This is a genomic window from Delftia tsuruhatensis NBRC 16741 (assembly GCF_001571325.1).
GTDB classification, from domain to species: domain Bacteria; phylum Pseudomonadota; class Gammaproteobacteria; order Burkholderiales; family Burkholderiaceae_C; genus Comamonas; species Comamonas tsuruhatensis.
In genome coordinates this window covers 62,329-84,117 of the sequence record NZ_BCTO01000047.1, presented here as the reverse complement: position 1 = coordinate 84,117, position 21,789 = coordinate 62,329, and the positions used below count along the sequence as shown (strand labels likewise).

Sequence of the window (21,789 nt, the reverse complement as noted above, 5' to 3'; positions counted from 1 at the left end):
TCAGCCGTGGCGGCCCACGGGGCGCAGCGGCCAGGTGACGACCAGCCACAGCACGGCCAGGACGCTCGTCAGGGTGAACAGGCCCGGCATGCCGGCCCATTTGGCGACGGCGCCGCCCAGCGCGCCGCCTGCGAACAGGCCCAGCGATTGCAGCGTGTTGTAGGCGCCCAGCGCCGCGCCGCGCAGCGGGGCCGGCGCCATGCGCGAGACCAAGCTGGGCTGGGTGGCCTCCAGCGCGTTGAAGCCGCAGAAGAACACGAACATCAGCACGGCCATGGCCCACAGCGGCGGCTGCGTGCCGCCGGCCGCCAGCAGGCCCAGGCCGATCTGCACGAGGGTGATCAGGGCGATGGCGCCCAGCAGGGCCGCGCGCAGGCGCCCGCGCCGCTCCATGGCGAACAGGCCGCCCATGGCGGCGAAGGACAGCACCACGGCCGGCAGGTAGACATGCCAGTGCGCCTGCTTGTCCAGGCCTGCCTGCACCAGCATGGCGGGCACGGCCACCCACATGGACATCTGCACGGTGTGCAGCACGAAGACGCCCAGGTTCAGGCGCACCAGGTCGCCATGGCGCCACAGCTCGGCCATGCGGCCGCGCGGCTGGTCGGCGTGGCGCGCGGGCTCGGGCGGGACGACCCAGAGCACGACGGCAATGCCCGCCAGCGCCAGGGCGCAGGTCAGGCCGAAGATGCCGGGCAGCCCGCCCCATGCCGCCAGCAGGGGACTGAGCACCAGGGCCAGCGCGAACATGAGGCCGATGCTGCCGCCCACCATGGCCATGGCCTTGGTGCGCACGCTGTCGCGCGTGAGGTCGGCCAGCAGCGCGGTCACGGCGGCCGAGACGGCGCCCGCGCCCTGCAGGCCCCGGCCCCACATCAGGCCCAGCAGTGAGTCGGCCGTGGCCGCCAGCAGGCTGCCCGCGGCAAAGACCAGCAGCCCGGCGACGATGACGCGCTTGCGCCCGAACCGGTCCGAAGCCAGGCCCAGCGGCAGCTGGAACACGGCCTGGGTGAGCCCGTACAGGCCCATGGCCAGGCCGATCATGGCCGGATCATCCCCGCCCGGGTATTTGCGCGCCTCCAGCGCGAACACCGGCAGCACCAGGAACAGGCCCAGCATGCGCAGCGCAAAGATCAGCGCCAGGCTGGCGCTGGATCGGCGTTCCTGCGAGGTCATGCGGCCCGATGCGGCCGAGGAGGGGGCTGGCGCCTGGGCGCCGTGGACGGGTGTGGGGGAATCGAGCACGGGGTGCACTGTTGTGGGGGCAAGCAATCCGCCATTCTCGCCCATAGGCCGGCGCTGCGGGGTGGCTGGGTTATGCAAGGCAGTGCAAGACAGTTTTGTGAAGGGGCGCCGCAGAAGGCCCTGCCGCCCCGCAGACCGAGCCGCCATGCGGTGGCACGGGTTCTGACCTATCATGGCGGGTTCGCCTTCGCAGGGGTTTTCCCGATGCCTGGTTCCCACACGATTTCCGAAGACGGCGGCCTGGACCGGGCCGCCGACTCCCGCTCCCAGCCCGACGACCGCTACCTCGGCCAGGCGCTGGCGCAGTCACGCATCGCCATCCGCGGTGCGCGCACGCACAACCTCAAGAACATCGACCTGGACATTCCGCGCAACCGGCTGGTGGTGATCACCGGGCTGTCGGGCTCGGGCAAGTCCAGCCTGGCCTTCGACACCCTGTACGCCGAGGGCCAGCGCCGCTATGTGGAGAGCCTGTCGGCCTATGCGCGCCAGTTCCTGGGGCGGCTGGACAAGCCCGATGTGGACCTGATCGAGGGCCTGTCGCCCGCCATCAGCATCGAGCAGAAGGCCACCAGCCACAACCCGCGCTCCACCGTGGGCACGGTGACCGAGATCAACGACTACCTGCGCCTGCTGTTCGCACGCGCCGGCACGCCCTACTGCCCCGACCACAACCTGCCGCTGCAGTCCCAGACCATCAGCCAGATGGTGGATGCGGCCCTGGCCCTGCCCGAGGACACGCGCCTCATGGTGCTGGGGCCGCTGGCGCGCAACAAGAAGGGCGAGTTCGCCGAGCTGTTCGCGCAGATGCAGGCCCAGGGCTATGTGCGCTTTCGCATCGACGGCAAGATCCACGAGTCCCATTCCCTGCCCGCGCTGGAGAAGAACGAGCGCCACGACATCGACGTGGTGATCGACCGCCTCAAGGTGCGTGCCGACGCCCAGCAGCGCCTGGCCGAGAGCTTCGAGGCCGCCCTGCGCGCGGGCGGCGCCGACGCCGGCGGCCGCGTGATCGCCCTGGAGATGGACAGCGGCAAGGAACACCTCTTCAGCGCCAAGTTCGCCTGCCCGCTGTGCAGCTATTCGCTGCCCGAACTGGAGCCGCGCCTGTTCTCGTTCAACTCGCCCATGGGCGCCTGCCCGGGCTGCGACGGCCTGGGCTGCACGGAGTCCTTTGATCCCGAGCGCGTGGTGGCCTTTCCCACGCTGAGCCTGGCCAGCGGCGCCGTCAAGGGCTGGGACCGGCGCAACGGCTACTACTTCTCCATGCTGGAGAGCGTGGCGCGCCACTATGGCGCCGATGTGGAGCTGCCCTTCGAGGAGCTGCCCGAGAAGGTGCGCAACGTGATGCTGTGGGGCTCGGGCGAGGAGGAAATGCCCTTCACCTATGTCTTCGACAGCGGCGCGCGCAAGGGCGAGACCCTGGTCAAGAGCCATCCCTTCGAGGGCATCATCCCCAACATCACGCGGCGCTGGCGCGAGACCGAGTCCAGCGTGGTGCGCGACGACCTGGCGCGGCTGCGCAGCGTCGCCGTCTGCCCCGACTGCGGCGGCACGCGGCTGCGCCGCGAGGCGCGCTTCGTGCGCATCGGCGAGGGCGAGCAGGCCCGCGCCATCTACGAGGTGGGCCATGCCACGCTGGCCGAGGCCCATGCCTGGTGCGCGTCCCTGCAGCTGTCGGGCGCCAAGGCGGAGATCGCGGGCAAGGTGGTGCGAGAGATCGCCTCGCGCCTGCTGTTCCTCAACGACGTGGGCCTGAGCTACCTGAGCCTGGAGCGCGGGGCCGACACGCTGTCCGGCGGCGAGGCCCAGCGCATCCGCCTGGCCAGCCAGATCGGCAGCGGCCTGACGGGCGTGATGTATGTGCTGGACGAGCCCAGCATCGGATTGCACCAGCGCGACAACGACAAGCTCATCGGCACGCTGCAGCACCTGCGCGACATCGGCAACAGCGTCATCGTGGTCGAGCACGACGAGGACATGATGCGCGCGGCCGACCAGATCATCGACCTGGGGCCGGGCGCGGGCGTGCATGGCGGCCGCGTCATGGCCCAGGGCAGCTACGAAGAGGTGCGCGCCAACCCCGATTCGCCCACGGGCCGCTACCTGGCGGGCACCCAGCGCATCGAAGTGCCTGCGCGGCGCACGCCCTGGCAGCCCGTGGTCGAGGCGCCGGCCGAGGGCGAGGTCCGGTCTCCTGCCAAGGGCTTCCCCGCACGCACGGGCCAGCATCCGGCCGAGGCCGGTGCGGCTGCGCCGCAACTGCAGGCCCTGCGCGTGGTGGGGGCACGCGGCCACAACCTCAAGGGCGTGACGGCGGACTTTCCCGTGGGCCTGCTGACCTGCGTGACCGGCGTCTCGGGCTCGGGCAAGAGCACCCTGGTCAACGACACGCTCTATACCGAGGCCGCGCGCCAGATCCACCGTGCCGGCGGCGAGGCCGCGCCGCACGACGACATCATCGGCATGGGCTATTTCGACAAGGTCATCAATGTGGACCAGTCGCCCATAGGCCGCACGCCGCGCAGCAACCCGGCCACCTACACGGGCCTGTTCACGCCCATCCGCGACCTGATGGCCGAGACCAACACCGCCAAGGAGCGCGGCTACGGCCCCGGGCGCTTCTCCTTCAACGTGGCCGGCGGCCGCTGCGAGGCCTGCCAGGGCGACGGCGTGGTCAAGGTGGAGATGCACTTCCTGCCCGATGTCTACGTGCCCTGCGACATCTGCAACGGCCAGCGCTACAACCGCGAGACGCTGGAGGTGCAGTGGAAGGGCCGCAACATCTCCCAGATCCTGGAGATGACGGTGGAGGACGCCCATGCCTTCTTCAAGGACGTGCCCACCATCGCCCGCAAGCTGCAGACCCTGCTGGACGTGGGCCTGTCCTATATCCGGCTGGGCCAGAGCGCGACCACGCTGTCGGGCGGCGAGGCGCAGCGCGTCAAGCTGGCCCAGGAACTGTCCAAGCGCGACACGGGGCGCACGCTCTACATCCTGGACGAGCCCACGACGGGCCTGCACTTCGCCGACATCGCCCTGCTGCTCAAGGTGCTGCAGCAGCTGCGCGATGCGGGCAACACCATCGTGGTCATCGAACACAACCTGGACGTGATCAAGACGGCCGACTGGATCATCGACATGGGCCCCGAAGGCGGCTCGGGCGGAGGCCAGGTGGTGGCCACGGGCACGCCCGAGGACGTGGCGGCCAACCCGGCCAGCCATACGGGGCGCTACCTGCGGCCCTATCTGGAGGCAGCGTCGGTGTCGGCTCCTGCAGCGGCCAAGGCTGGTCGCCGGAAAGCACAGTGAGGCCGGCCATGGACAGCAGCATCCTTGATTTCGTGGTGGTGGGCGCGGGCATGGCCGGTGCCTCGGTGGCCTGGCAGCTGGCGCGCGATGGCGGCGCCTCGGTGCTGGTGCTGGAGCGCGAATCCCAGCCCGGTTACCACAGCACGGGCCGCTCGGCCGCGCTGTATGAGGAGCACTATGGCCCGCTGCAGGTCCAGGCGCTGACGCGCGCCAGCCGCGCCTTCTACGAGCAGCCGCCGCAGGGCTTTGTGCAGGCGCCCATCCTGGCGCCGCGCGGCGTGCTCTATGTGGGCACGGCCGCGCAGAAGGACCTGCTCGATGCCGCCCATGCCGAGGCGCTCCTGCACTCGCCCCAGGCGCGGCGCCTGGGCCCCGATGAACTCAAGGCCCTGGTGCCCTGCCTGAACACCGCGCTGCTGGTCGATGGCTTTGCGGACGACGGCGCGCGCGACATCGACGTGCATGGCCTGCACCAGGGATTCCTGCGCGGCCTGCGCCAGTGCGGCGGCGAGCTGCGCTGCAGCGCCGAGGTCCGCGCGCTGGCGCAGGACGGCGGTGTCTGGACCGTGGACCTGGCCGACGGCAGCCAGGTGCGCGCGCGCTGCGTGGTCAACGCGGCCGGCGCCTGGGCCGATGCGCTGGGCGCACTGGCGGGCGCAGCGCCCATCGGCCTGGTGCCCAAGCGGCGCAGTGCCTTCACCTTTGCCGTGCCCGAAGGCATGGACGCCGCGCACTGGCCCGCCGTGATCAGCGCCGACGAGGGCTTTTACTTCAAGCCCGATGCAGGCCAGCTGCTGGGCTCGCCCGCCAACGTCGACCCCGTGGCGCCGCAGGACGTGGCGCCCGAGGAACTGGACGTGGCCACGGGCATCTGGCGCATCGAGGAAGTGACCACGCTGCAGATTCGCCGCCCCTCCCACACCTGGGCCGGGCTGCGCAGCTTCGTGGCCGACGGCGAGATGGCCATTGGCTGGGATGCCTCCCCCGTGCCGCTGCCGGGCTTTTTCTGGGTGGCCGCCCAGGGCGGCTACGGCATACAGAGCGCCTTCGGCTACAGCCTGCTGGCGCGCAACCTGCTGCGTGGCGAGCCGCTGGATGCACGCCTGGCCGCGCAGGGCGTGCAGCCTGAACGGCTGTCGCCTGCGCGCTGCCAGCGCGGCTGAGGTTCGGTTGAAGCGTGCCGCTCAGAGCGGCGAGCGCCGAGCAAAGCGCACCACGGTCACGCCCGCGCGCGCCTGGCGCACCGAGGGCATGACCAGCACGCAGTCGCCATAGGGCGTGATCACCGGCTCGCCATCGTTGTCGCCGATCACCGTGCCGGCCTTCTCGAAGCGCTCCAGTCCCGTGAACGGCGCCGTGAAGCGAAAGCCGCTGCTCTTGGCCACCACGGGCGCCGTGACTTCCAGCGCCCACTGGGCCGGTGCGTCGGCCTGCTTCCAGCCGGGCAGGGCGGCGTGCAGCGCGCCGTTGTCGAAGATGGCGGCCACTTCGAGGAAACGCAGGCATTGGTCGTGTGCCACGTCGCGGCTGGCCAGATCGCCATGGAAGCCGCATTCGATCAGCAGCGAGCGCGAGTCGCCGGCCTCGGCGTCGGGCAGGCCGAAGCGCCCGTAGTCGCGCAGCCGCGTGCCGTCCTTGTGGCCGGCATCCACGACGATGTTCGCCGGCGCGCCCATCTGGCGTGCCAGATCGCGGTTGCGCGGCTGCATGCCGGTCAGCAGCAGCGGGGCCGAGGGCTCGTGCATGGAATGCAGGTCCAGCAGCCAGTCGGCCTGCTGCACGAAGGGGCGCAGCGCGGCGGCTCGGCGGCGTTCGCGGGTGCTGCCCTCGTCGATGCGTGCGTCTATCCACTGGCGGTTCATGTCCTCGTCCACGAAGCGCGAGGCATCGTGGCTGGCCGCGTCGAAGCGGTCGAAGGCATCGAGGTTGGCCAGCACCAGGGTCAGGCGGCCGTTGTCCAGCGCCAGGCCGTTGTGCAGGGCCTGAAGCAGCCCGGACACGGCCCAGGCGCCGCAGATCTCGTTGCCGTGCACCAGCGCGGAAATCATCACGTGGCGGCCCGGGCGTCCCGAGTCGAATTGCCACACGCCCTCGGTACCGGTATTGCCTGCGCGCCAGGCGCTCAGGTCGGGCAGGGGAAGGTCAAATCGCAAAGCGTCCATGGCTGGCTCAGTTCTCGATGTGGGCAAATTGGACGATCTTGGTGTACTTGGCGATCTCGGCGTTGATGTACTTGCCGGCATCGGTCTTGGGATCGGCCACGACCGAGCCCGACTCTTCCATCTTCTTGCGGAACTCGGGCGAGGCCATGGTCTCGTCCAGCGCCTTCTTGACCTTGGCGGCCACGGGTGCGGGCAGGCCCTTGGGCGCCATCAGCGCGAACCAGACGTTGATGTCCACGTTCTTGTACTGGGGCAGCTCGGACAGGGCCGGGATGTCGGGCGTGATGGCCGAGCGCTTGGCCTCCGTCGTGCCCAGGGCGATGACCTTGCCCGCGCGGATCTGGGGCAGTCCCGAGGACAGCACGAACATGCCGAACTCGATGTTGTTGCCCACCAGGTCCGTGGTCAGGGGCGCCACGCCACGGTAGGGGATGTGGGTCATGTGCAGCTTGCCCTGCTCCTTGACCATCTCGCCGGCCAGGTGCAGTGCCGTGCCCACGCCCGAGCTGCCGTAGCTGAACTTGCCCGGGTTCTTGGCCACCAGGGCGCTGAACTCTGCGGCTGTCTTCACGCCGGCCTTCTGCGAGGCCACCAGCACCATGGGCTGGGAGCCGATCATGCCGATGGGCGTGAAGTCGCCGATGGAGTACTTGATGCTCTTGTTGATCAGCCGGGCGATGGCCAGCTCGTTGTTGGCACCCACGAACAGCGTGTAGCCGTCGGGCGTGGCCTTGACGGCCTTTTGCGCGCCGATGGCGCCGCCGGCTCCTCCCAGGTTCTCCACCACCACGGGCTGGCCCAGGCGCGAGGCCAGGCCATCGGCCACGAAGCGGCCCACCAGGTCGGTGCTGCCGCCGGCGGGGTAGCCCACGATCATGGTGATGGCGCGGTTGGGGTAGCTGGCGGCGTCGTCGGCCAAGGCGCTGCCGGTGGCGGCGATCAGCAGGCCGCAGGCCAGGGAGGTGCGGCGCAGGAGGGAGTTGCTGGGCATGGGGTTATTCCTGAAATGTATGAGATTGATTGTGCGAAGGACTACCCAGGCATTTGGTGCTGATTCGGCACGAGGCGGAGCCGTTGCAGCACCAAAACCCGCTTGTTCCACAGCGCGGTGCGGGTTTGCACCAGGAGGGCGCATGCATGCACCCGTCAGGCGCCCGTGATGTCGCTCCAGAACTGCTCGGCCGCGGGGCCCAGGTGGCGCTTTGGACGGTACAGGCGCACGTCGAAGTGCACTTCCAGGCCCGGGTCGCCGGCCACGGCCAGGCGGCCGGCTTGGCAGTCGCCGCGCACCATGGACCACGGCATCCAGGCCAGGCCCAGGCCGCGCAGCACGTATTCGTAGTGGGCGTCGGCCGAGTCGCAGTCCACGCAGCGGCGCAGGCGCGGCGCCAGCGGATGCCGGGCCAGGTGGTCTTCCACCAGCCGGCCCAGGGCCATGCTGTGGGAGAAGGCGAGGTAGGGCACGGGAGCGACGGGCTGGTGGCTGGCCGACAGCTCGTACATCGGACGGCCCCGGGCATCGGCGCGGGCCACGGGCACCAGCCTGTCCTGCATCACCGTCAGGTAGCTGAACTGGCGGCCGTCCAGGCGCACGCCAATGGCGGCGTGGTGGTAGACCAGCGTGAAGCTGACTTCGCCGCGCTGCAGCATGGCCACGGTCTCGTCCAGCGTGCGTGTGACCACGCGCAGCTCGGCCGTCTGCAGCACGCTGCCGTGGCGCGTCAGCCAGTCGGCCACGATGGTGCGCGCCAGCGTGCGCCCCGTGGCCAGGGTGATCACGCGGGCCTGGCGCCCGGCCACGGCCTGCAGTTCGTCATGCGACTGGGCCAGCGTGCGCACCAGTTGCTCGGCCGTATCGCGGAAGGCTTCGCCGGCCGGCGTCAGCCGCACGGGGCCGCCGCCGGGCTCGACCAGGGGCGTGCCGGCCCAGGCCTCCAGCGCGCGGATGCGCCGCCCGAAGGCCGGATGGGTGACATGGCGCAGCTCGGCCGCGCGCGTGAAGCTGCGCTCCTGGGCCAGCAGCAGGAAGTCTTCCAGCCATTTGCCTTGCATGGCCGGGCTTCCCTGCCGTCTCAGGCGGCGGCTGCGTCTTGCAGCGTCTGGCGCGTGGCCTGGGCGGCGGTGCGCGCGGCGGCAGCGAAGTCGTCGCCCTGCGATGCATAGAGCACCGCACGCGAGGAATTGATGATGATGGGGCCGCCGCCGATGCGCGCCGCCTTGACCGTGGCCACGGCATCGCCCCCCTGGGCACCCACGCCGGGAATCAGCAGCGGCAGCGAGGGCGCGAATTCACGCACGCGCTCGATCTCCTGCGGGCGCGTGGCGCCCACCACCAGGCCGAGCTGGCCGTTGGTGTTCCAGGGGCCTTGCGCCAGGCGCGCCACATGCTCGAACAGGTGCGGCTGGCCCGGCAGGTCGGCCAGGCGCTGCGCCTGCAGGTCGTCGCCGCCGGGGTTGGAGGTGCGGCACAGCAGGAAGGCGCCCTTGCCCTCGTACTGCAGGTAGGGCGTGATGGAGTCGAAGCCCATGAAGGGCGACAGGGTGACGGCGTCGGCGCCGTAGCGCTCGAAGGCTTCCTTGGCGTACTGCTCGGCGGTGGAGCCGATGTCGCCGCGCTTGGCGTCCAGGATGATGGGCACATGGGGCGCGACGGCGCGCATGTGGGCCATGAGCTTTTCCAGCTGGTCTTCGGCGCGGTGGGCCGCGAAGTAGGCGATCTGGGGCTTGAAGGAGTTCACCAGGTCGGCCGTGGCCTCGACGATGGCGGCGCAGAATTCGTAGATTTTGCTTGCATCGCCGCGCATGGCCGCAGGAAAGCGGCTGGGTTCGGGGTCCAGGCCCACGCACAGCATGGATTGGTTCTGGGCGGTGGCATTGCGCAGCATGTCGAGAAAGGTCATGGGGCGCGATTTTAGCGATCGGCCCTTCCCGGGGCCTGTCGCCGGGCATCCAGCGGGTTTGGCGGCCCATGGGCACAATCGGCGGCCTATGCCTGCCTTCACCGCCCGACAAATCCTTTTGCTGATCGCGCTGACCCTGATCTGGGGCATCAACTGGCCGGTGATGAAGCTGGGCGTGCAGCATTTCCCGCCGCTGAGTTTCCGCATGGCCTCGATGTGGGTGGGGCTGCCCATCCTGGCAGCCTTCGTGGTCTGGCGCCGCCTGCCGCTGGCCGTGCCGCGCGCCTATTGGCCCCGGCTGGCGCAGCTGACGCTGTTCAACATGGTGCTGTGGAACAGCCTGATCATCATTGCCATCCCCATGCTGTCCAGCGGGCGGGCGGCCATCCTGGGCTACACCATGCCCATCTTCTCGGCCGTGCTGGGCAGCCTGTTCTTCCACGACCGGCTGGCGCCGCGTGCCTGGGCGGGTGTGGCGGCGGCCTTGGCGGGCGTGCTCCTGCTGCTGTGGCACGAGGTCGGCGCCCTGGGCAGCCGCCCCATCGGCGTGGGCCTGATGCTGGCCGCCGCGCTGAGCTGGGCCTTCGGCACGCAGAAGCTGCGCCGCGCCGAGGTGCCCGTGCCCCTGCTGACGATGACGCTGTGGATGGTGGCGCTGACCGCGCTGACGCTCACGGTGCTGGCCTTCGTCTTCGAGCGCCACCTTTGGCACTGGCCCGACGCCCAGGCCACGGGCGCCATCGTCTTCAACGGCGTGCTGGTGCTGGGCTTTGGCCAGACGGTCTGGTTCTTCCTGGCGCGCAGCCTGCCGCCCGTGGCGTCCACGCTGAGCGTGATGATGATCCCCGTGCTGGGCGTGTTCAGCGGCGCCTGGTGGCTGGGCGAGGTGCTGCACTGGCAGGACTGGACGGCCGTGGCGCTGATGGTGGTGGCCATCGCATCGGTACTGTGGCCGGCGCGCGGCCGCTGAGGGCAAGCAGGGGAAGGTCGGGAGAAGAAGACGCAGCCTGACTGCGCACACGAGCGCAGTCAGGCTGCAGGGCCTCAGCGTTGCGCCGTGGCCGGGGCGCCCAGCAGGCGCTGGATGTCGATGTTGTTGGGCAGCGCGTAGTCGTGGCTGCGCACGATGCGGCTGTCGTCGGTGCGAACCAGCTTCAGGCTCACATAGGTGTACTTGGCAGCCGCCGAGTACGTGCCCACCAGGACCAGGGCCGCATTGTGGTTGCGGGCGATGTCCTTGATCTCGCGCGACAGCAGCAGCTCGCCCGTGCCTTCCTTGACGTACACATCGCCGCGCAGCTTCAGCTCCTTGACGTTGTAGCCCTTGGCGGACAGCTGGGAGGCGTACAGCTCGCTGAGCGTGCGGCCCAGCGGGGCCGAGCGCGTCAGGTCGTTGACGTTGACCACGGTGGCCACGAGCACGGGCGCCTCGCCCAGTTCCTCGGTGTTCAGGCCCTTGACCAGCTCGTCCACAGCAGCGCGGCTGCTGGCGATGAAGGGGTTGGCTGCGGCCGACTGGTAGGTGGGCTCGCCACGGCGTGCGGCCGAGAACTCGGGCGAAGGCGCGGGGGCGGGCACGGCGCAGGCGGACAGCAGGGCTGCCGCAGCCAGCGCGGCCGGCAGGAGGGGCGTGCGCAGCGTCATTGGCCCACCACCTTCAGGTTCTTGGTGGGGAATTCGGGGCGCTCATCCTCGGCCGTGAACAGCACGGCGTCGCTCTTTTCGAGGTAGTAGACGTCGGTCTTGCGCGCCAGGTACTGGTTGTTGCGCACCACCGTCGTCGTCAGCACGAGTTCGGGGTTGGGCAGGCGCTTGCCGTGGCGCACGACCTGGGCGCCGTAGCTCACCTGCAGCTGGGCCTGGGCCGGTTGCAGCATGACGGTCACGCCGCTTTGCACGAGCTTGGTGATGATCAGCTCACGAAAGCCCTTGTCGAACGGGCTGGGCTCGGCCGGCAGGGCCACGTGGACCGGCGTGGTGCGCTCGATGCCGGTCTTTTGCAGTGTCTCCAGCGTCTTGGCGACGACATCGTTGGCCACGGAGTCCCAGTGGCCGGCAGCGCCGATCTTGGGCTGGGCCGTGGCTTCGAAGTAGCTGGTCATCGGTGCATTGACGCAGCCCGCCAGGGCCAGGCATAGGCCCGCCAGGGCCAGGCCGCTGGCGGATTTGAACGATCGCATGGATTTCTCCTCGGTGCGGGGGCGCGCTGCGGCGGATTGCTGCAGCTGCGCAAAGTGTCGATTGTGGCTTCGCCGCGAGGCACTGACAAGAAAGTGCCCCGTATCCGGATGTTGCCGTGCTCAGCCGTTGGCGCGCTTTTGCAGGATCTCGAAGGCAGGCAGGGTCTTGCCTTCCAGCACCTCCAGGAAGGCGCCGCCGCCCGTGGAGATGTAGCCGACCTTGTCCTCGATGCCGTACTTGGCGATGGCGGCCAGGGTATCGCCGCCACCGGCGATGCTGAAGGCGTCGGACTCGGCAATCGCCTGGGCCACGACCTTGGTGCCGTTGGCGAACTGGTCGAACTCGAACACGCCCATGGGGCCGTTCCAGACGATGGTGCCGGCCTTGCGCAGTTGCTCGGCCAGGCGGGCGGCGGTCTCGGGGCCGATGTCCAGGATCATGTCGTCGTCAGCCACTTCGGTGGCCTTCTTGACGGTGGCGGGCGCGTCGGCCGCAAAGGTCTTGGAGACCACCACGTCGGTGGGAATCGGCACCTCGGCGCCGCGTGCGGCCATGGCGTCGATCACGGCGCGGGCCTCGCCGACCAGGTCGGCCTCGGCCAGGCTCTTGCCGATCTTCAGGCCCGCCGCCAGCATGAAGGTGTTGGCAATGCCGCCGCCCACGATGAGCTGGTCCACGTTCTTGGCCAGCGACTGCAGGATGGTCAGCTTGGTCGACACCTTGGAGCCGGCCACGATGGCGGCCAGCGGGCGGCGCGGGTTGGCCAGGGCCTTGGTGATGGCGTCGATCTCGGCCGACAGCAGCGGTCCCGCGCAGGCAATGGGCGCGAACTGGGCGATGCCGTAGGTGGTTCCCTCGGCACGGTGGGCAGTGCCGAAGGCGTCGTGCACGAAGATGTCGCACAGCGCGGCCAGCTTGCGGGCCAGTTCTTCCTTGTTCTTCTTCTCGCCCACGTTCACGCGGCAGTTCTCCAGCAGCACGACCTGGCCGGGCGCCACCTGCACGCCGTCCACCCAGTCGGCGACCAGGGGCACTTCGCGGCCCAGCAGCTCGCCCAGGCGGCGGGCGACGGGCGCCAGCGAATCGGCGGGCTTGAACTCGCCTTCGGTGGGACGGCCCAGGTGGCTGGTCACCATCACGGCGGCGCCGGCCTTCAGTGCCATCTCGATGGCGGGCACGGAGGCGCGCACGCGCGTGTCCTCGGTGATCTCGCCAGCATCGTTCAGGGGCACGTTGAGGTCGGCGCGGATGAAGACGCGCTGGCCCTGGGCCTTGCCCTGGGCGCACAGATCGGAGAAGCGGAGAATGTTCATGACGGCGGCGTTGCGATCGGTGGCGATCGCCATGGAATTGAAACGAAAAAGAGGTAAAGCGCGGCCATTGTAGGCGGCGTGCCCGCCCCGGCAGCGGGCGGGCGCACCGGCGATCCGGGGCATCGGGAGCGCCTGTAATCCGGTTTCAGCCGGGCAGCCGGGCGCTCTCGGTCGCTCTCGGCCGCGCTGCGCCTACCAGCCCAGGCCGATATGCAGTGGCAGATAGACCGCCATGCCAAGCGCGATCGTTCCCATGATGCTGCGCTTGTAAAAAAAATACATGACCGCGCAAGCCAGGGCCGGCAGGCGCGCATCGACCACGGTGGAGATCAGCCGGCCGTTGGTCATCACGATCTCGGGCGCAATCACGGCCGCCAGGGCCGCCAGCGGCGCGTACTTGAGGCCGCGCTTGAGCCATTGCGGCAGGGGCACCTCGCGCTCTGGAATCAGGAAGAAGGCGCGTGTGAACAGCGTGATGGCCGCCAGGCCCACGCAGGCCAGCCAGGGCCACAGCCAGGACAGATCCATCAGAGCGTTTCCTTTTCCTTGGTTGTTTCCACGGGTCGGACGTCTTCGTCCAGCGGCAGCCGGGCATGGCGCTCGCCATGGGCTGTATCGGGCGGGAGAATCACCGGGCCCGACTCCCCTTTTTCAGGCGCCTGCAGGGCGCGCAGGCGCTGCTGCAGCGTTTCCGCCAGCAGGCCTGCGGCCACGGCTGCAGCGATGGCCACGAGGATATTGAGCTTGAGCGGCAGCGCAAAGGCCGCCACGGCCGCGCTGGCCGCAACCACGCCTGCCACCCAGGTGGCCCGGTCGTTGAGCATGGACAGCAGCACGCCCATCAGGGCCAGCACGCCCGCAAAGCCCAGTCCCCAGGACAGCGGCACCTGGTCGGCCAGCAGGATGCCCAGCGTGGACGGGATCTGCCAGGCCAGCCAGTTGGTCGAGGCGGCACCCCAGAAATAGGGCAGCTGCTCGGGCTGGGGCCGGGCATCGGGGTAGCGCTTCATGAAGCCCACGAAGATCACGTCGCCGCTGAAATAGGCGATGGCCAGGCGGTGGCGCAGGCGCAGGTGGGCAAAGTAGCTGCGCCACATGCTGCTGAGGATGACGAAGCGCAGGTTCACGCAGATGGCCGTGAACCAGACCACCCACATGGGCGCGCCCACGGCCATCAGCGGCAGCACGGCCAGCTGGGCACTGCCGGCATAGACCAGCAGGCCCATGAACAGCGCCAGGGGCAGGGACATGCCGCTCTTGATCATGGCCACGCCCGTGACCAGGCCCCAGGCGCCTATGCCCAGCGCGGTGCCCGACATGTCGCGCACGCCGGTCATGAAGGCGGGATCGCGCGCAATGCCGCGTGCGCGCTCCACCAGGGGCTGCAGGTTCATGGCGTGCCGCCGCTGGCAGCACCGTCCAGAACGGCTCCTTCAGGCAGATCGAAGCCGCGCAGGAAATCGCCGGCCGCCAGCCGCTTGCCGCCCGCGCGCTGCAGCAGCGTCATGCACAGCACGCCATGGCCGCAGGCCACGCGCACGCCGTCGGCGCCTGCGGACAGCACGGTGCCGGGGGCTGCCGTCCCCACGGCGATGGCGGGGTCGGCGTGAGCCTCCCAGACCTTGATGGATTCATCGCCGTACTGCGTGGCGCCGCCCGGGAAGGGGTTGAAGGCGCGCAGGCGCCGGGCAATGGCCTCGGCATCCTGGTGCCAGTCGATCTGGCTTTCGGCCTTTTCGATCTTGTGCGCGTAGTTCACGCCCTCGGCGGGCTGGGGCGTGCGCGGCAGGCCGCCGCAGGCGCTCATCTCCAGTGCCTCGACGATGAGGCGCCCGCCCAGGTCGGCCAGCTTGTCGTGCAGGCTGGCCGTGGTGTCGTCGGCGGTGATGGGCAGGCGCTCGACCAGGCACATGTCGCCCGTGTCCAGGCCCGCGTCCATCTGCATGATGGTGACGCCGGTCTCGGCATCGCCGGCCTCGATGGCGCGGTGGATGGGGGCGGCGCCGCGCCAGCGCGGCAGCAGGCTGGCGTGGATGTTCAGGCAGCCGCGCGGGGGCGTATCGAGCACCCACTGCGGCAGGATCAGCCCGTAGGCGGCCACGACCATGACATCGGCCTGGGCCGCTTCGATGGCGGCGCGGGCGGCGGCGGCCTCTTCGGGGTATTTGCCGTCCAGGCGCAGGCTGCGCGGCTGGGCCACGGCAATGCCATGCTCCAGCGCGCACTGCTTGACGGGCGAGGCCTGCAGCTTCATGCCACGCCCGGCGGGACGGTCGGGCTGGGTCAGCACCAGGGGAACGGTGAAGCCCGCGGCGAGCAGGCGTTCAAGGGCAACGCGCGCGAACTCGGGCGTGCCGGCAAAAATGACTCTCATGCAATCCAGTAGGGACGGTGGGGACGGTGTGCAGGCTCAACGCCGATCGTCGTCATTGAACACTTCGTCGGTGAACATCACGCGGCGCACCACGCCGGCGGGGTCGATATGCACATGGGCCTGGCGGCGAATGCCATTTTCCAGGATACGGTAGGTCCAGATGTCGCCGTTGAAACTGTAGACCCTCTCGATCAGCGCAGGCGGGCCGAAGAGCTGGCGTACGCTTTCCCGGGTGTCCTCGCCATTGCGCAGGGCGTGGAAGCGTTCGATGGTGAGCGCCTGCTCCACGCGCACCAGGCGCTGGCTGGCGTCGAAATCCATGTGATAGACCTGCTGGCCTGCAGGCTGCCAGCTGTAGACCAGGCGCGTGCCTCCGCCGTCCAGCGGCAGGCTCAGGGTCGGGCGGCCCATGGAGCGCTCGATGTCGGCCCGTGGCGTGCCGGGCTTTTGCCACTCGGGTACGGTGCAGCCGACCAGCAGCAGGGACAGGGCCAGCAGCGCCCAGGCAACGAGGCCCGCGCCGTCCATCTTCCAGCGCGGCATGAAGCGAGGCGCTGGCAGGCGGGTCATGCGCGTTCTGCCTGTTTCTGCTGCTTGAGCAGCTTGGTCTTGATGCGGTTGCGCTTGAGCGGCGACAGGTATTCGACGAAGACCTTGCCCATCAGGTGGTCCATCTCGTGCTGGATGCAGATGGCCTTGAAGCCTTCGGCCTCGATGATGCGTTCGTTGCCGTTCTCGTCCAGCGCCTTGATCTTGATGGCCGTGGAGCGTTCGACACCGTCGTAGATGCCGGGCACGGACAGACAGCCTTCCTCGCCCAATTGCTTCTCGTCGCTGGCCCAGAGCAGCTCGGGGTTGATCAGCGCAAAGGGCTCGTCGCGGCCTTCGGAGACATCGACCACGACCACGCGTTCATGCACATTCACCTGGGTGGCGGCCAACCCCACGCCCTGGGCGTCATACATGGTGGCGTACATGTCCTGGACCAGTTGGCGAATGCGGTCATCGACCTTGGCGACCGGCTTGGCGACGGTGTGCAGGCGGGGGTCGGGATAGCAAAGAATGGGCAGAATGGACATGGCGTGGTCGGTGAATGTCGTTATTTTCGCCACTTTTCTGCCTGGGCGCAGCGGGACGACGCAATAAGCGTTGCCCTCTCATGGCCTTGCACGCAGAATCTTTGCTGATTTGTAAGACCTGTATGGCCGTTCATGACAAGATCGGCCGTGCCGCAGTGCCTAGGAGGGACGCTGTGTCAGACACAAGAAGAGGAATTCCATGACTGCATTCGCCACAGCTCGTACCTGGACTGTTGCCTCGGCCCTGATCGCCGCGTGTGCGGCGGCCCACGCGCAGCAGTATCCGGTGACGCCATCGCAGCGCTCGGCAGCCCAGCAGGTGGCGCAGCAGGGCGTTCCCGTGGGTGAGCTGGCGCCCGATGCGCCCGACAGCTACACCGTCAAGCGTGGCGACACGCTGTGGGGCATCTCCGGCATGTTCCTGCGCCGTCCCTGGCGCTGGCCCGAGCTGTGGGGCATGAACATGCAGGCCATCGCCAACCCCCATCTCATCTATCCGGGCCAGGTGCTGTACCTGGACAAGCGTGACGGCTACGCCCGCCTGAGCACGGCCCGCCCCATGGGCGATGGCGGAGAGCCCGGCGTGGTCCGCATCACTCCGAGCACGCGCAGCGAATCCCTGGCCCAGGCGGCCCTGCCCACGCTGCAGCCCCATCTGATCGAGCCCTTCCTGGCCGAGCCCCTGGTCGTCGATGCCGAAACGCTGCTGCGCGCGCCACGCCTGATCGCCACCACAGACGAGCGCGTGCTCATGGCCAGCGGCGACCGCGCCTATGCACGCGGCACGGCCGAGGCGCCGCTGCGCAAGGGGGACGGCCTGCCGCGCCAGTACCGCGTCTTCCGCGATGCCGTGGCGCTCAAGGACCCCATCTCCGGCGAGGTGCTGGGCTATGAGGCCAAGTACCTGGGCCTGGCCGATCTCATCGAGGGCGAGACCACGCTGGAGATCGTCGACAGCAAGGGCGAAAAGCACCAGCAGAACTCTCCCGCCACGGTGGACCTGTCGCGTTCCAAGACCGAAATGCGCGCCGGCGACCGCCTGCTGCCCGCGCCCGAGCGCACCTACATGAACTACGCGCCCCACGCGCCGCAACAGGCAGTGAAGGCCCATGTGGTTTCCCTGTACGGTGATCAGGCCGTGCGCTGGGCGGCCAACAACCAGGTCATTGCCATCAACAAGGGCACGCAGGACGGCATGGACGTGGGCACGGTGCTGGAGCTGATACGCCGCGGCGCACGCATCGTGGACAAGACGGGCGAGAAAAAGGAAGAGGTGCAACTGCCCGACGAACACAACGGCCATGCCATGGTGTTCCGGACCTTCGATCGCGTCTCCTACGCGCTGATCCTGGAGGCGCGGCGCGGTGTCGAGGTCGGCGACAGCCTGACCTCGCCGGCTCCTTGAGCCACCACGGCCTGCCGGCAGCGTCATGGCGGCCGCCCTGCAGTCCACGGACCGGTTGGCTCCTGACGAACTCTCTGCCTGGCTCCGGCTGCTGCTGACGCCCGGAGTGGGCCGCACCACGGCCCGGCGTCTGTTGGCGGCCTGCGGTGGTGCGCAGGACATCTGGAGCGGCCCGCCGTCCGCCTGGCACGGACTGGTGACCGCCGCTCAGGCCCATGCCCTGCAGACCGTGCCCCAGCGCCTGGAGCAGCTTGTGGCGGCCACGGCGCAATGGCTGGACCAGCCCGCTTCCGGGCAGTTGCATGCCGTGCTTGCGCTGGGCCATCCCCAGTATCCGCAGGCGCTGCTGCAGACCGAAGATCCGCCGCTGCTGCTGCATGTGCAGGGCAGCGAGCGCTGCATGACAGGTTCTGGCCCCTGGTTCCCCTATCCACAGTCCCTGGCCATGGTCGGCAGCCGCGGGCCGACGGTCCAGGGCGCGGCCAACGCGCGTGCCATGGCGCAGGCGCTGGCCGAGGCCGGCCTGTGCATCGTCTCCGGACTGGCGCAGGGCGTGGATGGCGCGGCCCATGAAGGCGCGCTGCGCGCGGCGCCACGCCTGGGCGGGCTGGGTGCTCCCATCACCATTGCCGTCGTCGGCACGGGCCTGGACCAGGTCTACCCGCGGCGCCATGCCGCCCTGGCCCGCGAAGTGGCCAGCCACGGGCTGATCGTCAGCGAATATCCGCTGGGCACCGGCCCCATGGCCGCGCACTTTCCGCAGCGCAACCGCATCATCGCGGGCCTGTCCCAGGGCACGCTGGTGGTCGAGGCGGCCCTGCAGTCGGGCTCGCTGATCACGGCCAGGCTGGCCAGCGAACAGGGCCGCGAAGTCTTTGCCATTCCTGGCTCCATCCACGCGCCCCAGTCGCGCGGCTGCCATGCGCTGTTGCGCCAGGGCGCCAAGCTCGTGGAAACGGCGCAGGACGTGCTCGATGAGCTGCAGGGCACGGCCGCGCGCCTGCCGCTTCCCAAGCCTGTATCGGCAGCGGTAGCTGTCCAGTCCGCCCAGTACCCTGAGAGCGACGCCACCCTGCGCGCCCTGGCCCACGACCCGCTGTCGCTGGACGAGCTCATGGACCGCACAGGCATGGACGCCGCAGCCCTGCAGGCCCACCTGCTGGAGCTGGAACTGGAAGGCCGCGTGGAACGCCTGCCCGGCGGCCTGTTCCAGCGCCTGGCCCAGGCCTGATCTCAAAAACTGGCGCGTCCCCAAGCGGGAGATGCCGAGCAAGAGCCGCCTCGCGGTAGGGGCGCCTAGCCGAGGGCATCGTCCCCCTCCCCCGCGAAGCGGGTAGAGAGGCGCCGTGCCCCGGGGGGAAGGCGCGTAGCGCCTCAGGGGGAGCTTAGCCTTTCAGGGTTCGCCTGAATCTTCTGCAGCGCATCCCGCGTCGCGCGCACGGTGAGCGCCTCCTCGTCATGCACGGCCAGCAGTCCGGACTGCAGGTAGGAGGCCATGCGCCGCAGCTGCAGCAGGTGGCAGGTGCCATCGAGCGCGGCGAACAGGTGCAGTTGCTTGCGGCGGCTGCGCCAGGTGTATTGCACCTGGATGCGCGCGCCGTTGTGGTCCAGGGTGAACCAGCGGCCCGTCTCCAGAGAGGCCGCCCATTCCAGCATCACCGGCTCCACGGCCGTGTTCGTGCTCGGGATGACGTTGAGGCCGGCCGTGTCCACGCCCAGGATCATCTCGATGTTCTCGGGCGACAGCGGCATGTCCTCGTCGAGCATGCCGTCTTCATTGATGTACTGCTCCAGATGGGCCAGCCGCTGCGCCATGGCCTCGATGCGGGCCGGGGCGATGGTCGCGGTCTTGGAGACAAAGGCCTCGGCCAGCGTGTCGGTGACCAGCTTGATGCGCGTGGACTGGGCGTCGCCCGTGACACCGATCAGGGCCAGTCCTTCGCGCAGGGTCTGCAAAAGCGTCGGCAGCGTCTGGATCACGCGCGAGCGTTCCTGGCGCGTGGGCTTGGCGCTGGCGGCCCAGACCAGTTCGCTGGCGGCCTGCTTGAAGCGCATGGTGCGCGCGTCCTTGGCGCCGTGGCGCACGGCGGCCAGGGCCAGCACCTCGGTCCAGGTCTTGAACAGGAACTCGCGGATCTCCTTGCGCACCGGCATGTCGGTGAGCAGGTGGCGCAGCTCGATCGTGTATTGGATGGCCAGGGTTTCCTTTTGCTCCACCTGCTGGGCCACGGTGACGATCTTGGCCTTGTCCTGCGACTGGGTCAGGTAGCGCGCCAGGAAATCCTCGAACTCGCGCAGCACCAGCACGAACACTTTCTGGCCCGTTTCGGGGTATTGCTCGATGACCTGGACGATGCGCCGGATCTCGGACTCCAGCGCGCTGCCGCTGATGCTGGAGGCGTCGAATCCCATCACGCAGGAGCCCAGGCGGTCGATCAGCAGCCGGGCCGGATGGCGCAGGTTGCTGAAGAATTCCGGCTCGGCCAGTGCCACGCGCAGCACCGGCACCTGCAGCCGGGCAAACCAGACGCGCACCGAGGGCGGGATGCGGTCCTCGGTCAGGATGGCCTGGAACATCAGGGCCACGATCTCGATGGTGGCCTTTTCGCCCGAGGTGGTGGCCTTGCGCTTGAGGTCGGCCGAACGTTCGCGCACCTGCCCGACCAGCTGGCCGATGGCAGCCGGACTGACATCGATGTGCAGCGTGGTCAGGCCCTGGGCCAGCATCTGCTGGTACTGCGTCTGGGCCACCACGCGCTGCTCCAGCAAGGCCTGGGTCAGCGCGGCCGATGCGGGCGCCTGGGGCATGCCTGCGCCCACACCGGGCACCAGGCCCTGCACGCCCACGCCCGGCTGCATGAGCAGGCGGCGCAACTGGCCCACGACTTCCTGGGCGCGGTGGCGTGCGCGCGAAAGGGTTGTCAGGCCTACGGGCATGACGGGCATCGCCGGCATCTGGCCATGGGGGGGCGCCGCAGTGTCGGGCGGGTAGGCGGCAGCGCCGGGCACGCCGCCCATCTGCGTGGGCGCATAGGCCGAGGAATGCTGTGATGCAGTGGCATGCTGCGATGCCGCAGCAGGTGGCGCGGCGGTCTGGCCCAGGCCCATGGCGCGCGTGGAGTTGCCTGCCTCGGTGCGCCGCACGCGCATGGCCACGTCCTGTGAGCGGGTGACGCCCAGGCCGTCCAGCAGCACATGGGCGGCCTGGTACTCGGTCACCAGCACGGGCGCCAGGGCCGTCTGCAGCAGGTCCAGCACGCGCTGCAGATCACCGCGCTGCAGGCCCGTGGCCAGCCATTGCTCGACCAGGTGCCGGCACACGGTTTCGGTGCGCAGGATATCGTCCGAGGGCAGCTCGCGGCCCTCGATGAACTGCATGCGCAGACGCAGCGTGTCGAAGGCCGGCGCTGCGGTCTCTCCCATGGCCAGGGCCATGCGGGAGGCCAGGATCTTGTTCTCCACCACATCGTCGCTGAGCAACTCGAACTGCAGCGCGCCGCGCTGCGGCACGGCGGCAGGCGCGGCTTTGGCCGGCTGCAGCGCGCCTTGCAGGGCCTGCATGCTGGCGTTCAGCCAGGCGTTCTGGTGCTGGCGGTAGTTGCCCCAGGCTTCACGCCGCTCCTGCATTTCGCGCTGCGTGCCCACGGCCTGGGCCTGTTGCTCCATCTGCGCCAGCAGCTGCTGGGCCACGCCGGGCAGGCCCTTGCACAGTCCTCGCACCCAATGCAAACGCGCCTGCTGGCCCAGGGAGGACTGGGGGCCAGCAGGCGCGTTGGAAGGGTGGGGCAGGGAGGGCATGCCCGGGAGTGTAAGCCGGT

At 69.4% G+C, this 21,789-nt stretch carries 19 protein-coding genes; 5 read left to right on the top strand and 14 right to left on the bottom strand.

Annotated elements, in window-relative coordinates:
• The gene (locus DTS01S_RS21930) at positions 1 to 1,176 is read right to left on the bottom strand and encodes an MFS transporter (RefSeq protein ID WP_034348262.1); all 1,176 of its coding nucleotides are present in this window, start codon (positions 1,174 to 1,176) and stop codon (positions 1 to 3) included.
• Between the two features lie 273 nt (positions 1,177 to 1,449).
• On the opposite strand from DTS01S_RS21930, the gene uvrA reads away from it, so the two are divergent.
• Together uvrA and DTS01S_RS21920 are read left to right on the top strand one after the other, a co-directional pair.
• Positions 1,450 to 4,557, top strand: coding sequence for an excinuclease ABC subunit UvrA (gene uvrA, locus DTS01S_RS21925; protein ID WP_061288768.1), 3,108 nt, complete (start codon positions 1,450 to 1,452; stop codon positions 4,555 to 4,557).
• Between the two features lie 8 nt (positions 4,558 to 4,565).
• Positions 4,566 to 5,720, top strand: a complete 1,155-nt coding sequence (locus tag DTS01S_RS21920; protein ID WP_061288765.1) for an NAD(P)/FAD-dependent oxidoreductase — start codon at positions 4,566 to 4,568, stop codon at positions 5,718 to 5,720.
• Between the two features lie 21 nt (positions 5,721 to 5,741).
• Here DTS01S_RS21920 and DTS01S_RS21915 read toward each other — a convergent pair whose 3' ends face one another.
• The 4 genes from DTS01S_RS21915 to pyrF all read right to left on the bottom strand — a co-directional run bounded on the left by DTS01S_RS21915 (position 5,742) and on the right by pyrF (position 9,619).
• Positions 5,742 to 6,719: a M14 family metallopeptidase gene (locus tag DTS01S_RS21915; RefSeq protein WP_016454260.1), complete on the bottom strand. Its 978-nt coding sequence runs from the start codon at positions 6,717 to 6,719 to the stop codon at positions 5,742 to 5,744.
• 7 nt (positions 6,720 to 6,726) lie between these two features.
• Positions 6,727 to 7,710, bottom strand: coding sequence for a Bug family tripartite tricarboxylate transporter substrate binding protein (locus DTS01S_RS21910; RefSeq protein ID WP_061288763.1), 984 nt, complete (start codon positions 7,708 to 7,710; stop codon positions 6,727 to 6,729).
• A gap of 155 nt (positions 7,711 to 7,865) precedes the next feature.
• On the bottom strand, positions 7,866 to 8,771 hold the full coding sequence (locus DTS01S_RS21905) for a LysR family transcriptional regulator (protein ID WP_061288760.1): 906 nt from the start codon (positions 8,769 to 8,771) through the stop codon (positions 7,866 to 7,868).
• A gap of 20 nt (positions 8,772 to 8,791) precedes the next feature.
• A complete protein-coding gene (gene pyrF / locus DTS01S_RS21900) occupies positions 8,792 to 9,619 on the bottom strand; it encodes an orotidine-5'-phosphate decarboxylase (RefSeq protein WP_016449352.1) in 828 nt (275 codons plus the stop codon).
• An 88-nt stretch (positions 9,620 to 9,707) separates the two neighbouring features.
• On the opposite strand from pyrF, the gene DTS01S_RS21895 reads away from it, so the two are divergent.
• Positions 9,708 to 10,589, top strand: coding sequence for a DMT family transporter (locus tag DTS01S_RS21895; protein ID WP_034389732.1), 882 nt, complete (start codon positions 9,708 to 9,710; stop codon positions 10,587 to 10,589).
• Between the two features lie 74 nt (positions 10,590 to 10,663).
• Here DTS01S_RS21895 and DTS01S_RS21890 read toward each other — a convergent pair whose 3' ends face one another.
• The 8 genes from DTS01S_RS21890 to def all read right to left on the bottom strand — a co-directional run bounded on the left by DTS01S_RS21890 (position 10,664) and on the right by def (position 16,566).
• The gene (locus DTS01S_RS21890) at positions 10,664 to 11,263 is read right to left on the bottom strand and encodes a FlgO family outer membrane protein (RefSeq protein WP_017407706.1); all 600 of its coding nucleotides are present in this window, start codon (positions 11,261 to 11,263) and stop codon (positions 10,664 to 10,666) included.
• Positions 11,260 to 11,799, bottom strand: a complete 540-nt coding sequence (locus DTS01S_RS21885) for a hypothetical protein (RefSeq protein ID WP_046985999.1) — start codon at positions 11,797 to 11,799, stop codon at positions 11,260 to 11,262. Before DTS01S_RS21885 ends, DTS01S_RS21890 begins: the two co-directional genes overlap by 4 nt.
• Positions 11,800 to 11,919: 120 nt before the next feature.
• The gene (locus DTS01S_RS21880) at positions 11,920 to 13,113 is read right to left on the bottom strand and encodes a phosphoglycerate kinase (protein WP_026062985.1); all 1,194 of its coding nucleotides are present in this window, start codon (positions 13,111 to 13,113) and stop codon (positions 11,920 to 11,922) included.
• Between the two features lie 192 nt (positions 13,114 to 13,305).
• Positions 13,306 to 13,641 carry an AzlD domain-containing protein gene (locus DTS01S_RS21875; protein WP_012202761.1) on the bottom strand — a complete coding sequence of 112 codons (336 nt, stop codon included), beginning with the start codon at positions 13,639 to 13,641 and terminating at the stop codon, positions 13,306 to 13,308.
• On the bottom strand, positions 13,641 to 14,507 hold the full coding sequence (locus DTS01S_RS21870) for an AzlC family ABC transporter permease (RefSeq protein ID WP_061288759.1): 867 nt from the start codon (positions 14,505 to 14,507) through the stop codon (positions 13,641 to 13,643). Before DTS01S_RS21870 ends, DTS01S_RS21875 begins: the two co-directional genes overlap by 1 nt.
• Positions 14,504 to 15,487, bottom strand: coding sequence for a methionyl-tRNA formyltransferase (gene fmt, locus DTS01S_RS21865; protein WP_061288757.1), 984 nt, complete (start codon positions 15,485 to 15,487; stop codon positions 14,504 to 14,506). The genes DTS01S_RS21870 and fmt overlap by 4 nt, the downstream gene beginning before the upstream one ends.
• Before the next feature lie 36 nt (positions 15,488 to 15,523).
• On the bottom strand, positions 15,524 to 16,057 hold the full coding sequence (locus DTS01S_RS21860; RefSeq protein ID WP_034366210.1) for a membrane protein: 534 nt from the start codon (positions 16,055 to 16,057) through the stop codon (positions 15,524 to 15,526).
• The gene (gene def, locus DTS01S_RS21855) at positions 16,054 to 16,566 is read right to left on the bottom strand and encodes a peptide deformylase (RefSeq protein WP_061288755.1); all 513 of its coding nucleotides are present in this window, start codon (positions 16,564 to 16,566) and stop codon (positions 16,054 to 16,056) included. The genes DTS01S_RS21860 and def overlap by 4 nt, the downstream gene beginning before the upstream one ends.
• Positions 16,567 to 16,765: 199 nt before the next feature.
• Between def and DTS01S_RS21850 the strand changes: the two genes are divergently transcribed.
• Together DTS01S_RS21850 and dprA are read left to right on the top strand one after the other, a co-directional pair.
• Entirely contained in the window at positions 16,766 to 17,971 is a 1,206-nt protein-coding gene (locus DTS01S_RS21850) for a LysM peptidoglycan-binding domain-containing protein (RefSeq protein ID WP_047218912.1), read from the top strand.
• Between the two features lie 25 nt (positions 17,972 to 17,996).
• Positions 17,997 to 19,202, top strand: a complete 1,206-nt coding sequence (gene dprA, locus DTS01S_RS21845; RefSeq protein ID WP_061288753.1) for a DNA-processing protein DprA — start codon at positions 17,997 to 17,999, stop codon at positions 19,200 to 19,202.
• Between the two features lie 143 nt (positions 19,203 to 19,345).
• Here dprA and DTS01S_RS21840 read toward each other — a convergent pair whose 3' ends face one another.
• Positions 19,346 to 21,769 (bottom strand): DUF1631 family protein, encoded by a 2,424-nt coding sequence (locus DTS01S_RS21840; protein WP_061288751.1) that lies wholly within the window; start codon positions 21,767 to 21,769, stop codon positions 19,346 to 19,348.
• Between the last annotated feature and the right edge of the window lie 20 nt (positions 21,770 to 21,789).